Below are 13,073 nucleotides of genomic sequence, written 5' to 3'. Positions count from 1 at the left end.
GGCAGGAACGGCCTAGTTTAAAATGCCGTTCCCGACAATGTCTACAGTGACCTGCGGATGAAAACGGATATTGGGGTATTCTTTATTCCAATCCACACTTTTCCATACTGCTGGATAATGAGCGATCAACTGTCTGCCTACGCCAAAGGCATCACATCCATTTTCCTGAAGTGTACGGATAATTTGTTCCGCATCCTGGGTCATGATTTCGGAAAGTTGACGGTTCAGACGCTGTACGTTAGCTTTATCTTGAAGATGGTTTCGTGCATATTCAACAATATCGACAGGCAATTTTAGGTTAAGCTCCACATCAATTTGTCCATCGCGCTGAACGTTCACTTTAAGGCTACGTTTGACATTCTGGATTTTAGCCTGATACGTAATAAAGTTTTGCACATCACCGACAGGTCCGGGATGTATCCTTTTTACAAAGCGAGCTGTATTTTTCCACTTTCCAGTCATTAAGACATATAAAACACCTTGCTCACTACTTAGGCTTCCTGTGAATTTTTGTCCGTGAAATAAGGCAATTCCACGTGCTGTAATATCTTCTCCTTCTTTGGAAAGATAGGGGAGTACAAAATCTTGACCCGGATCAAGCATTGGGGGGAGCAGTGTCTCCAGTGTCATTTCCGGGAACATACACATTTCCTCAAGGCTTCTGATTTTTTTGGTTATAAATTCGCCAATCAAGAGGTTACCTATGCTTTTTTGATCTATTATTTCTCCAGCTAATCCATCTACAATAGCTACCTTGACATGGGAAGTCGGATGGTCAGGCTCACGATACAGCACATCCAGATAGGGATATAAATCTTTTCGGGCCAAGCTTGTACCGTACAAAATAACTCCGTATTTGAAAAAGCGGATATCCCCGGTTACTTTGGCTCGGATTTTGTCTGTACTTTGCCGAACGGAGTGGCCGGTGCCTGAATGAATTTCATTGGTGCTTTTACCTTGATTGCTTTGAGAATCGTCTACAACCTCTAGCGTTTGCAACAACATGCCTTCAGGAGTGAGATCATAAGCCGATGCATTTGCCAATCGGGCATCCTTCAAATTGTCCTGATCCCAGCAGCCTGTTATAAAAATGAGTAGAGTTAGCATTCCAAGCGCTCTGCTCTTTTTTTTCATGTTTCAGGTCCCTCCTTTTTTTTGAAGAGATAGGATAGGATCAGCAGCAGAAAAGGGAACACAATTAGGAAAAAATAAGCAGAATTATTGGCTATGGAACCAATAAGCTCGAAATCTTCTCTTCGTTGAGGCAAATAGGCAATACAACATGAGGCGAGCACAACAAAGGGAACCGCCTTTTTGTGACTTTTTTGCTTGAATAGATAGCTTATTCCGTAAGACGCCGCATAATAATATCCACTTATAGCGCCAAAGATCGAAATGAGCCAAATCGGCAGAAAAATAAAATCGACCCGATCCATCGTCCCCAGTGGAATGGATCTGAGCAAATAAATGACTGGCTCCGGCATTAATTCAAGCTGTTGGGGACTGAATACGGTTGTACAGGTAAATACGGTAAAACAATACAATAGTACCACGATCGCGTTAGCTGCCAGAATTGACTTGAGCTTGCTTGTACTTTTGCCCTCAACCATGGGAAAGACGACAAGAATGAACTCAAAACCAAACATCGCTAGGAGCGTTTCTTTTGAACCGACAATAATACGGGGCCATCCCGCCTCAGTCAGAGGTAGCAGATAAAGCGGGTTGGACTGCTTTATACCATAGCTAATTAACAGCATCATGGGAAAAATCAGAAATGAAATTAAAACAAGTACTCGGGCAATCGTTCTTAAATTTTCGCGAACCAGATATATGCTACTGAACAAAAACAGGGCAAGTATAGCCCAACGGGGAGTATATTGCAGCATCCAGCGATTAATGACGTCATAAGCGTTCACAAGAACCGAGGTACCCATGAGCAGATAGTAAGCAATGTAAGCCACAGTCAATCCTTTTCCAATCCAGGAACCAGTAATCTGGGTTAATATTTGATAAATCGAAGAGGAGGGAAAACGTCTTAGCAGGAGCCAGCACATCAAAATAATGAGTTGAATCAAAAGGCCACCAATAATGACAGATATCCAACCCCCTCCTTTAGCTGAAAGGTGCATCTGATAGGGAAGTGACAAAATATCTACGCCAATCTCAAACTTAATGATGAGAAAAAACAGTTGACCCGATGCAATGGTACTTTCTTTATTCACGTCTTTTCCAGCTCCTAGAGTCGTTCTGCTGCTTCAATTTTTGGGCTTGGGAATCATATGGTCGCTGATGGAATGTCCAAATCGGAAAGCGGATAAAAACATCTTTCATATCACCGAGCCGGAATGGTGCAAGAGGAGCAAAGTAGGGCGTACCAAAGGTCTCAAGCTTGCAAAGGTGGATAGTAAGAAAAAGTAAACCGAAAGCAATGCCAATGTATCCAAACAAGGCTGCAGCAATCATCATCGGAAAACGAAGGATACGAACCGCTGAGCTCATTTCATGAGAAGGCACTAAAAAAGAAGAAATGGCTGTTAACGAGACGACGATGATCATCGTATACGACACGAGACCAGCCCGAACGATAGCATCTCCGATGACGAGACCGCCAACGATTCCAATAGTTTGACCAACCCGACTGGGTAGACGAACCCCGGCTTCTCGTAGCACCTCAAAGATCAATTCAAGCAGCATAGCCTCCACAATCGCTGGGAATGGAACATTTTCCAGTGATTTTTTGATGGTATGCGCCAGCTCTAATGGCAAAATAGCTGGATGAAAAGCAATCGTCGCAATGTAAATGGCAGGTAGCGTAAAAGCGATCAAAAAGCTCATCATTCGAATCGTTCTTAGAAATGAACTAATAATCCAACGACCGTGATAATCATCTGGGCTTTGGTAAAATGCAAAAAAAGAGACGGGAGCTATTAGAGCAGTTGGGCTACCTTCAGCCAAAATCGCTATGCGTCCCTCCATTAGATTGGCGGTCACACGATCCGGTCGTTCCGTGCTGAGTTGTTGAGGGAAGAGGGAAAAAGGGTTGTCCTCAATAAACTCTTGAATAAAACCGGGGGGGAGCACCATATCGGAGGAGATCGCTTTAATTCTCGTTTTCACTGCTTCCACTAGCTCAGGATTAGCCAAGTCTTGAACATAGACAATAGCGATTTTAGTCCGGGTTTTAGATCCCACATAAAAGTAGCGTACAACCAGTGACGGTGTGACAATTTGTTTGCGAATCAGATTCAGATTGATGGATAACTGCTCAATGAATCCATTGTGCGGTCCGCGAATAATCCCTTCGTTTTCTGGTTCGTCCGTACTGCGAGCATACGTTTTTTCGGAAGAAAGGATAAAAAATTCCTCCGCTCCATTTATCATAAAAATGCAATATCCCTGAATAAGCGAATCAGCAGCATTTTGAAGGTCGGTGTCTTTTTGACTGCTTAAGGTAGTGAACATTTGATGAGAGACTGCATCGGTTTTCTCATATAAGGCACTCAGGATATGAGTTTGAATCATCTCCTGATCTACGAGCGAATCAATATAGAGCAGCATACCGTCTTTGCCGTCAACGGAAATCGCCTGCTTTTTTAAATCATCCGTATAAAAAAGGGCTTGCTCAATAAAGGAAACATTCCTACTTAATTCAACGGAAGCTGCGTCATGTCCAGCCAAGAGAGCACCTCCTTTTTGGATGAGATAGGCATAATGTGAGTCAAATGGATTGAGTTTATCCATGATATGGTGACTTATCCATTCTCGAATCACCTTCACTTCACGTAACGCAATAGTTTTATACTAGAATTTAATTTAGGTTGATAAATGGGAGGTGGGTTGGTTATTTTGCAGGGAATGAAAATTAATCGTGCAAGAACTAGAGACGAGATTACAAGGGGGCTTAATCTTGGGTGGGGTCAATTCCCAGATAATGTCCCAGTTTCCGTCGGACCTCGCTGCGGGCAAAGGATGAAAGCATGAAAAAACGCCTTTGATAGCCGCGGCATACATACAAAACCTCTACGCCTTCATGATTTCGGATTTCGCTGTATATTTTAACCCCTAGTGTTTTCATTCGCGCCTTTGTCTCTGCTAATTGAACAGCTACGCGCTGTTGTACTCCAGTCAGGCTACGAACATACAAATCGGGCATTTTTAGAGGAGAGGTATTTATAATACGAATGTCTCGTTCCAGCACATCCAGCACAAGAGTTAGAAGTACACAGATCTTGATCAGCCCTGCGTCTTCTTCAGAAGGCAAAGGAGCTTTATTCTTGTGGTTTAGTGTCTTTTGGTTTGGCATAAAAATCTCCTTTACTCCGAGTAAGAATACAATATATAATCAGTATATAGAACGTATGTTCTGTTTATACCTCCCTCATCATAGGAATTTTTCCATTACTAAAGCAATCATCAATTATTGGAAAAGTGGTAGGGAGCGATATCCTATGTGCCATTGTGTAAAGAATTCATGCGTTTATCGCCAATGACAGTCAAACAGAGTTTATGTTAAGCTATTGGATAAAAACTTACATAAAAGGAGAGATCGTTCTGGCTGCGGTCAGCCTTTACTATTTAACTTAAGAAAGTGGAGAAAGAAGGTATACATATTGTCACGTTCGTTATATGCAGCTTTATTATTGTTGAGCCTCATTTGGGGCGGTTCGTTTATGTTTATCAAGGTGTTGTTGCTACATCAAGTAGGGCCGTGGACGATTGTATTTCTCAGATCCAGCTTTGGATTTATTTTTATCGTCTTATTAATGCTACTTATGCGCAGGCCGTTTGAAATCAAAAGCATTCCGTGGAAATCGGTTGTTCTGGTAGCTTTGGTCAACATGGTTTTGCCATGGACACTGATCGGTTTTAGCGAGACCAGAATAGCTAGCAGCATGGCTTCTGTATTGAATGCCACCACGCCAATATGGACCATGTTGGTGGGGCTTGTTTTTTTCGGGGCTATTTTTCATCGAATGCAGTGGTTAGGAATGGGTCTCGCTTTTGTAGGAATCATTATTTTATTGGGTATTAATCCTGCATCTATTATTTCTGTTGATCCTGTGGGTTTTGGATGTATGCTGCTTGCGACTCTCTGCTACGGATTTGGAACACAGCTCTCCAAACGTTTTCTCTCCAATCTTTCCATGTATCAGGCTACTTTTTCGACACTGTTTGGTGCTGCGGTAGGGGGTGGCATTATGATGGCAATTGTGGAGAGACCTGATTTGTCGATTGTTTCTGACCCAGGTGTATTGGGTTCTCTTACAGGACTGGGAGTTTTGGGATCAGGAGTAGCATATATTTTGTTCAACTACATGATTTTGCGGGGGAGTGCGGAATTTGCTTCTTCGGTGACGTATTTTGTACCAGTAAGTGCCATTGTATGGGGCTTTTTGCTCCTGAATGAACATATCGGCTGGAACGTTCTGACCGGGCTGGTCCTTATACTTGGAGGCGTGTTTATGGCCAACCAGCGTAGAACCGCCAAATTAAGTGAATAATAATCTAAACAGAAATAAAATACGCTTTGGTTATTATATTAAATGTGCATTCGCCAAACCTTCGGTATAATGCGTTAATTCGCACATACAATAAAGCATGCTCACACATAAAATAAAATATGGTGCAGCAAAAAAGCAAGCTGTTTAGCAGGTGACAAGGTGTGGTATAATAAATTATAGAATTATATGCACCACAGAAATGTCGGAGTTTTATTCCACAAAAGAAAGGATCAGGATACCATGTGTCCCCGAAGGATACTTCCCCAAAGGACGATTTGGAAACGATTTGATCTGTCTTATACTTAGCTTTTCCGCGGAGTAACGTCAAGTTGCGAAAGCCAACTCTGCGGAAGAGGGGATTGTACATGCGAAGGACCAAGTCCTCCAGGCACATCTTACCCGGTAGCTTCCGTAAGAGTGGGTTCATCCACATCAAACTTACGAGAAACCGAGGGAGCCTGTATGAGGAAAACTTACGAATCTATCGTGAACAATGGAGCATTGAGACAGATTGCTGTCATGTTGCTCGGAACATGCATTTTAGCTTTTACGTACTATCACATTAATGCTCAAAATCATTTGTCAGAAGGCGGCTTTGCAGGCTTGGCCCTGCTGGGACATTACGCATTTGGCATATCTCCAGCATGGAGTATGTTGTTGCTTGATATTCCCGTCATATTGCTGGCATGGGTACTGAAGGGCAGAAGATTTATGCTGCTTGCGTTAATCGGAGCCGTCGCTTTTTCACTGTTTTATGCAGGATTTGAGAAGTATTCGACTCTGGTTATAGATCTACATGGAAATCTGCTGATAGCTGCTCTACTTTGTGGGGTGCTTACAGGTTTGGGAGCCGGAATCGTACTGCGATTCGGTGGAGCAACCGGGGGCGATGATATCCTATCTCTGCTGATCAGTGAGTGGCGCGGGTGGAAAATCGGCAACGTGTTTATTGTCAGTGACATCATCGTACTGGGATTATCATTGTTGTATCTGCCTATGAAGGAAACAATGTTTACAATACTGGCTGTGTGGCTTGCCGGAAAAATAATTACATGGACGACCACGTTCCAACTGCACCGACCTGTGAAAAAGGTACTGCCAGCGGCTATTCCCGCTAAAAAGGTGGTTGCCAAAACAGTGCCGGTCGTCCACAGCCTTCGTCAATAAGGAAAGGGTGTTACGTCAGGAGAGAAATCTTCTTACGTAACACCCTTTCGCTGTATTCAGCTTCTATCAGGAAGGCTTTAAAGTTGAATGAATGCGTCCATTCCGGTCATGAATAATTGCAGAAATCTGTTGGCGTTCTACAAAACTTTGAGCTTCGTCAATCGCCTCATTTTTGTGTTTAAAGGTTGAAATAGGCTGGTTGTGTCCCTCTTCTTTGATTGCCCAGTGATCCTCGTGCGGCACCACATGAATGGGTTCCTTTGCATCGGAAGAAGCGGAATGATGGTTGTGCAGATTTTCGCTCGAATGCTGTTTTTCATGTTTTGTCGGTTTCTCATCTTGCTCGGCTGGATGATTATCGTTCCATTCCTCGGCTTGGGAAGTGGCAATCGCAATCGAGCGCCCTTCTTCATAGCCGTCATGGAGTAGGGCGTTAGCAATATCGACGGCTTTTTCTCGCACACGAGGCTCCAGGTTTTTCATGGATGGAGGGTAATCATGTTTGTTCCAAGGCATAGTTGCACACTCCTTATAACAGATGATGTATTATGTATTACCCGTTGTCGGCTTAAACAAACGGAAATCAAAGAAATGAATATATTGTAAAATGTATCTTGAGAAAAAGCGTATAATGGTGTGCAGAATACCAGAAAAAGGAGTGAAGCATTTGCTTGCCTGGGGTTTTGTTTTTTTGCTGACTATCATCATTCATACTACAGATAGCTTGTCCTATGCTCTTCGACTTGGTGGTTTGCGAGCGAGTCGGATTGGATTGGCGTTAACCGTTGCGGGGATGCTGCTGTTGGTTTCACGCACCTCTAACATGGCGCAGGGGCCTTTACTTGGAGGGATGGTCGATCAGGCTAAAGCTGCAACACAAGTGGGCGGAACGGATATTAGACTGGAACTATATATGCATGGGGTACTGCTGGCAGCAACCGTTGGAACCATGCTTGCTATATTACTGTATCCAACAGTGGTACGCATGTCAGCCAGATGGATTGTGCATTTGGAGCATACCGGATCTATTCCGGCTTTGGTGCGTCATTTAATGCTGCGAAGTCGCTGGAAACATGCAGGCTACTACATAAAGCGCCCCACCTGGTCAATGCTTACTTCACTGATTAGTGGAGCGATACCCAAGCGTCTAATTATTCTGAATATAGCTGTCACTGCGATTTATACAACAGGAGTAGTATCTGCTTTATATGCATCATTCCTGTGGCCTGCTCAAGGTACAGCAATGTCAATGTCGTCAGGTCTAATCAATGGCGTCGCAACGGTATTATTAACCTTGTTAATTGATCCAAGATTGGCGGTTCTGTCGGAGAAAACGCTACGAGGGGAGCTACCCTTAACTCGGATGAACAGCATGTACGGCTGGATGATCATCTCGCGCTTGGCAGGTACTTTATTAGCCCAGCTATTGCTAGTACCGCTAGCCATTTGGCTTGGATGGGTAATGAGTTAAATGGCTAGCTTACGTAATGATGTGCTGCCACATCCCAAAAAAGGCTGGCCCATGATCATCTATTAAAGATAGATCGCGGGTCAGCCCCAATGATTCTATGGCTATTTACTGTTCAAATAATGACTTATATGCTCCGTATCCTTCACGTTCCAAGTCTTCTTGAGGCACAAAGCGGAGCGCGGCGGAATTTATGCAATAACGCAAACCATCTGGACCAGGACCATCATCGAATACGTGCCCTAAATGGGAGTCAGCTTCACGACTTCGCACCTCGGTACGGATCATAAAATGGCTGAGATCAGTTTTTTCTTTGACATTGTAGCTGCGCAATGGACGGGTAAAGCTGGGCCAACCGCAACCTGCGTCAAATTTGTCCAATGAACTGAACAAAGGCTCTCCTGATACGATATCCACGTAAATGCCTTCACCCTCATGATCCCAAAACTCATTTTGAAAAGGGCGCTCGGTCGCGTTTTTTTGTGTTACTTCGTATTGAATAGGCGTCAGCCGATCTTTAAGATCGGATTTATCAATCTTGCCGGACCAATTTTGCTCGATAAAATCTTCACGTCCCGAACCTTTGCGGTAGCGCTTGTAATGAGCGGGGTTCTTCTTATGATAGTCCTGATGATATTCTTCTGCTTCATAAAAAGTGGCCGCAGGCAGGATCGGTGTAGCAATGGGCTTGTCGAAGCGGCCACTTTGAGCCAAAGCTTCTTTAGACGCTTCTGCCTTGATTCGTTGCTCTTCATTATGATAGAAAATAGCCGTTTGGTAGGATGAACCCCTATCGTGGAACTGTCCACCTTCATCCGTCGGATCAATCTGCTGCCAGAATAGCTCCAACAGTTTTTCATACGGGAAAACTTGTGGGTCAAATGTAATCTGTACGGCTTCCACATGTCCCGTTGTTTCAGAACACACCTCTTCATAGGTAGGATTTTCGGTATGTCCCCCTGTGTATCCAGATCTAACCTTCAAAATACCGGGTAATTCCTCAAAAGGGGAAACCATGCACCAGAAGCAGCCACCTGCAAAAGTTGCTTTTTCTACTGTGTGTGGATTGTTGGTGCTCATATTTTTCACTCCAATCTGAGAATGTTTAATTAGTTGTTATTTAAATAGCTTACAATTAAATTATATACGAGATTTTTGCAAAATCCAACGAAACGTCAGAAACCAAACAGCAGTGTAACTGGCTCTGTCCTCAAAAATCGCAACGAAACATCCTACAGAGACGGTGGCAAACTATCGCATTATATTCTATTGGCGCGTTGAAGCCTTTTTCGGTAGAGTATAAAGCCGCCGCCCACCAGTGCAGTATATAGCACCAAAATGAGCAAACCGGTGATTGGATGTTCTGCAAAGGTGCCGCCTGCATAAGCATACACCGCAATTGCGGGAAGCTTGCCAATAGCTGTACCTAGGATAAAGCTCCAGAACGGAAACCCTGCTACTCCAGCGTATACATTTACCGCTGCCTGGGGGATGACCGGAATCAGGCGAGCCAGCAGCACAGCAGCAAAAGGCTCCCTCTCCATGACCCGATTGAAGCGCTCCAATGCGGGAACCCGCTCCAAATAGGCACGTCCTTTGTCACGGAACAGGGTACGTACGGCACTATAAACGACCAGCGCAGCCAAGGTAGTGCCCAGCCAGCAGATCAGAGCACCTTGCCAGGGGCCTGCGGCATAAGCAATAGAAGCGATAATCAGCTTGTACGGCACAAACGGTATTAACGCGAATAAAAATGCGAGCAGTAGCAGAACTGGAAAGGAGGTTTGCTTGTCCGCCCAGGCGAGCCAATCATATCTGTAGATAAACGCGATGCAAAGCAGCGAAACATAAGCCGCGACGAGTAGCCATTTTTTCATTTACATACCTCTTTCAATATCCCTGTTCGGCTTATCGCTTATACAGAAAAAAATAGGGTTCACATTCCCAATAATGTGTGCTATACTGCCACTAATAGAATAGTTCCCAAAGGGGAGTAGCTCAACGAGTAAAGTCGTCATTACGGGATTTTTAATCCCCGGCTTTATTGGCAACGTAATGTTGTAAGCGAGACCTTTGCCAGGATTTTAGGAATCCGGGTAAATGGTCTTTTTTTGATGCCAAATTTGGGTCAAGCGCCGTTTCCGGATTCCGTGAAATGGCGCTTTTTTAGTATAAAGCGCTGAACTATGTACAGTATAACAAATAAATAAAAAAGGTGGGAGAAACGTATGGATTTTTTGTCAATTGAGTTTTTAACCGCATTAGTATCCATCATTATCATTGATCTGGTGCTAGCTGGTGACAATGCCATCGTAATCGGTTTGGCGGCTCGCAATGTTGATAAGGCCAATCAAAAGAAGGTCATTATTTGGGGGACGGTCGGAGCGGTCATCGTTCGTGTGATTGCTACAGTGCTGGTCACGTATTTATTGCAAATTTATGGATTGCGTTTGATTGGGGGACTCGCACTTATCTATATTGCCTATAAGCTGCTGGTCGAAGAGAAAAAACATGAAATTTCAGCTACGAATCAAATGTGGGCAGCGATCCGCACGATTATTATCGCGGATACGATGATGGGCCTCGACAATGTACTTGCTGTTGCGGGAGCAGCTCATGGAAACATGCTGCTTGTTATACTGGGTCTGGCAATCTCCGTTCCAATCATGGTGTGGGGAAGTACGATTATCTTGAAGCTGACTGAACGTTACCCAGTAGTTATTACGATTGGTGCTGCTGTACTGGCTTACACTGCCGCCAAAATGGTGGTGGCGGAACCGCTGATTGCACACTGGTTTATGAACGGGGTCATTAAATACGGCTTTGAGGTTCTGGTTGTGGTTCTGGTTGTAGCCATTGGGATGCGTGTTAAAAAAATTAAAAGTGAAAAAACAAGAAAGCAAGCGCAGCACGCCTAAGCTAACTTACATTAAGTAAACTTAGCTGAAGCTGAACATTCATGCCGTAGAGGCTGTTCTGTTAGGTCCAACTGGACCCGGAGCAGTCTCTTTTCTTTGCTTGTCAGCAGACTTCCATGTAAACTAGACAACAGATAATGAGTGATTAAAGGTGGGAGCGAAATGGACAAGCAAACGAAGACAAGGGTAGCTATTGCAGGACTGGGTGGTATTGCTCGAAAAGTATACTTACCGTTACTGGCAGCACACCAAGGTGTAGACATTGTAGGTGTCATGAACCGTTCACAGGAGCCGGTGAGTTCCATTATGGAGCAATATAGATTGCCAAGAGGAACGACTGATGTGAAGGAGATGCTAGCATGGGAACCGGAAGCTGTATTTATACATGCCGCGACCGAAGCTCATTTTGATCTAGTTATGGCGTGTATTGAAAAAGGGATTGCTGTGTATGTGGATAAACCGTTGTCCTATGATGTTCGTCAGAATCTGGAAATGACCGCTTTTGCGGAAGCGCAGGCCGTGCTGCTGGCGGTAGGCTTTAATCGACGTTTTGCCCCGCATTATGTAGCTGCTAAAGCATGGTTAGAGGAAGCAGGTGGATTCAGTCAATGTGCGGCCATTAAACACCGTACTGGATATGATCGAAGACCGGCGGCACAGACGGTTTATGATGATTTAATTCACATGCTTGATTTGCTTTTGTGGTTGGGTGGCGATGATTATGAGCTGCTGCATAGTAGTATGAATACGACGAGTGATGGATATATGGATGCTGCGTTCGGGACCGTACGTTTGGGGAATGCTACCGGAAGCTACAGTATGAGTAGACGGGCAGGGGCTGACATAGAGAAGCTGGAGCTTCACGGGGCAGGACGGTCTGTTGAAGTAATAAATATGGAACAGGCTGTTTTTATGCAAAAAAATCATTCACCACTAACGCAAACATTTGGAAGCTGGGATACGATTTTGGAAAGACGGGGATTCACCGGAGTCGTGAATCATTTTCTGGAGCATATTCATCGTCCGGAGGAGTGTGCTGTACGGGCTGGAAAAGTATTGGAAAGCCATATGCTGGCTGACGAACTGATCAGCCGTTTGAGTGTTTAATATGGAACGTCCGAACGTGATCTTAACAGTCCAGACAGACATCAAGAATTAGGTTGAAGGAGAAATGAATGAATGGAAGAAGATAACCGTGGTAAACAGCTAGAAGAAGCCATCATTGAAAATTATAAGCAAGAAGAAGATATGATGATCCTTGTATTTGCGCAATGGTGTATCAATCACGGGTTGGAGCCAGAGGAATTATATCGTGTAGCGTATCCGCATCAGGATAGCAACGAGCGTCTGCTACGAGTACGCAAGTTGACTGTATCGCGTGAAGAAGCGGGTGATATTCCGCTGGATACGGTATTAGGGGTACTGTCCATGTTCGGAAATGAGGACTTGGCGATGGTCGTATCTGAGGCGGCTGGCAGCCTTCCGTCGGAACGGAAATAGGGCTAGCCAGAATAAACAATATACTGTTATCATTTATGGCATCATGGACTCACTGTATTTACTTAAGACATAGTTGATGGGGAGGGTAAGCTTACGATGGAAGATATGCCTATGCCAAGTACCTGTAAAGGCTGTGAAAGAGATATCTCGATATCGGAAGAGCAAATTACCAGAATTCTAACCAACATGAGACCCAAAATGGAATGTGTAAACGATGAAGTGTACGAAGCCAGACTGTTGGCCTGCTCACAATGTGAAGAGTTAATGTCCGGGCATACATGTGGCATCAGCGGAAGTATTGTTCGTGTACGTGCTTTGGCGGCAGCTCAAAATTGTCCCAGTTACCATGGTTCACGCTGGATAGGAACAGCCTAAAAGATACAATGCTCAGGCTCGGCTGAACTTGGATTACGGGTTAAAGTAGTCATACCTTGGTCTGCCCTAATGGCAGGCTTTTTGGTTTGATTGGACCTTTTCTTAACGATTGACAAAAAGTAGGCAATAAAATATATTAAACAC

14 protein-coding genes are annotated in these 13,073 nt (G+C 44.2%); 7 read left to right on the top strand and 7 right to left on the bottom strand.

The features are described 5' to 3' along the window. Window positions 1-12: 12 nt before the first annotated feature. The 4 genes from BM358_RS07920 to BM358_RS07905 form a co-directional block, all read right to left on the bottom strand. Window positions 13-1,134: a Ger(x)C family spore germination protein gene (locus BM358_RS07920; RefSeq protein WP_028540570.1), complete on the bottom strand. Its 1,122-nt coding sequence runs from the start codon at window positions 1,132-1,134 to the stop codon at window positions 13-15. After that, window positions 1,131-2,222 carry a GerAB/ArcD/ProY family transporter gene (locus BM358_RS07915; protein ID WP_028540571.1) on the bottom strand — a complete coding sequence of 364 codons (1,092 nt, stop codon included), beginning with the start codon at window positions 2,220-2,222 and terminating at the stop codon, window positions 1,131-1,133. The genes BM358_RS07920 and BM358_RS07915 overlap by 4 nt, the downstream gene beginning before the upstream one ends. Further along, window positions 2,215-3,678 (bottom strand): spore germination protein, encoded by a 1,464-nt coding sequence (locus BM358_RS07910; protein ID WP_028540572.1) that lies wholly within the window; start codon window positions 3,676-3,678, stop codon window positions 2,215-2,217. The genes BM358_RS07915 and BM358_RS07910 overlap by 8 nt, the downstream gene beginning before the upstream one ends. A 223-nt stretch (window positions 3,679-3,901) precedes the next feature. Continuing rightward, the gene (locus BM358_RS07905) at window positions 3,902-4,303 is read right to left on the bottom strand and encodes a YhjD family protein (RefSeq protein ID WP_028540573.1); all 402 of its coding nucleotides are present in this window, start codon (window positions 4,301-4,303) and stop codon (window positions 3,902-3,904) included. A gap of 307 nt (window positions 4,304-4,610) precedes the next feature. Here BM358_RS07905 and BM358_RS07900 point away from each other — a divergent pair, with 307 nt between their 5' ends. Beyond that, window positions 4,611-5,501: a DMT family transporter gene (locus BM358_RS07900; protein ID WP_028540574.1), complete on the top strand. Its 891-nt coding sequence runs from the start codon at window positions 4,611-4,613 to the stop codon at window positions 5,499-5,501. Window positions 5,502-5,963: 462 nt separating this feature from the next. Further along, window positions 5,964-6,668, top strand: a complete 705-nt coding sequence (locus BM358_RS07895) for a YitT family protein (protein WP_013310869.1) — start codon at window positions 5,964-5,966, stop codon at window positions 6,666-6,668. Window positions 6,669-6,734: 66 nt separating this feature from the next. Here BM358_RS07895 and BM358_RS07890 read toward each other — a convergent pair whose 3' ends face one another. Then, on the bottom strand, window positions 6,735-7,184 hold the full coding sequence (locus BM358_RS07890; protein ID WP_028540575.1) for a DUF2188 domain-containing protein: 450 nt from the start codon (window positions 7,182-7,184) through the stop codon (window positions 6,735-6,737). A gap of 151 nt (window positions 7,185-7,335) precedes the next feature. Here BM358_RS07890 and BM358_RS07885 point away from each other — a divergent pair, with 151 nt between their 5' ends. After that, on the top strand, window positions 7,336-8,139 hold the full coding sequence (locus tag BM358_RS07885; RefSeq protein ID WP_028540576.1) for a lipid II flippase Amj family protein: 804 nt from the start codon (window positions 7,336-7,338) through the stop codon (window positions 8,137-8,139). Between the two features lie 105 nt (window positions 8,140-8,244). On the opposite strand, the gene msrA is transcribed toward BM358_RS07885, so the two are convergent. Both msrA and BM358_RS07875 read right to left on the bottom strand, forming a co-directional pair. After that, complete coding sequence (gene msrA / locus BM358_RS07880; protein WP_028540577.1) at window positions 8,245-9,216, bottom strand: peptide-methionine (S)-S-oxide reductase MsrA; 972 nt, start codon at window positions 9,214-9,216, stop codon at window positions 8,245-8,247. Window positions 9,217-9,395: 179 nt separating this feature from the next. After that, the gene (locus BM358_RS07875) at window positions 9,396-10,013 is read right to left on the bottom strand and encodes a TVP38/TMEM64 family protein (protein ID WP_023989286.1); all 618 of its coding nucleotides are present in this window, start codon (window positions 10,011-10,013) and stop codon (window positions 9,396-9,398) included. 351 nt (window positions 10,014-10,364) lie between these two features. On the opposite strand from BM358_RS07875, the gene BM358_RS07870 reads away from it, so the two are divergent. The 4 genes from BM358_RS07870 to BM358_RS07855 all read left to right on the top strand — a co-directional run bounded on the left by BM358_RS07870 (window position 10,365) and on the right by BM358_RS07855 (window position 12,929). Beyond that, complete coding sequence (locus BM358_RS07870) at window positions 10,365-11,054, top strand: TerC family protein (protein WP_028540578.1); 690 nt, start codon at window positions 10,365-10,367, stop codon at window positions 11,052-11,054. A gap of 162 nt (window positions 11,055-11,216) precedes the next feature. Beyond that, complete coding sequence (locus tag BM358_RS07865; protein ID WP_028540579.1) at window positions 11,217-12,161, top strand: Gfo/Idh/MocA family protein; 945 nt, start codon at window positions 11,217-11,219, stop codon at window positions 12,159-12,161. A gap of 72 nt (window positions 12,162-12,233) precedes the next feature. Further along, entirely contained in the window at window positions 12,234-12,554 is a 321-nt protein-coding gene (locus BM358_RS07860; RefSeq protein WP_028540580.1) for a hypothetical protein, read from the top strand. Window positions 12,555-12,650: 96 nt separating this feature from the next. Next, window positions 12,651-12,929 carry a DUF6171 family protein gene (locus BM358_RS07855; RefSeq protein ID WP_028540581.1) on the top strand — a complete coding sequence of 93 codons (279 nt, stop codon included), beginning with the start codon at window positions 12,651-12,653 and terminating at the stop codon, window positions 12,927-12,929. Window positions 12,930-13,073 lie beyond the last annotated feature (144 nt).

This window comes from Paenibacillus sp. cl130 (assembly GCF_900116035.1).
GTDB classification, from domain to species: Bacteria; Bacillota; Bacilli; order Paenibacillales; family Paenibacillaceae; genus Paenibacillus; species Paenibacillus polymyxa_B.
The sequence above is the reverse complement of the archived record's forward strand: the minus strand, read 5'-3'. Positions and strand labels throughout refer to the sequence as shown.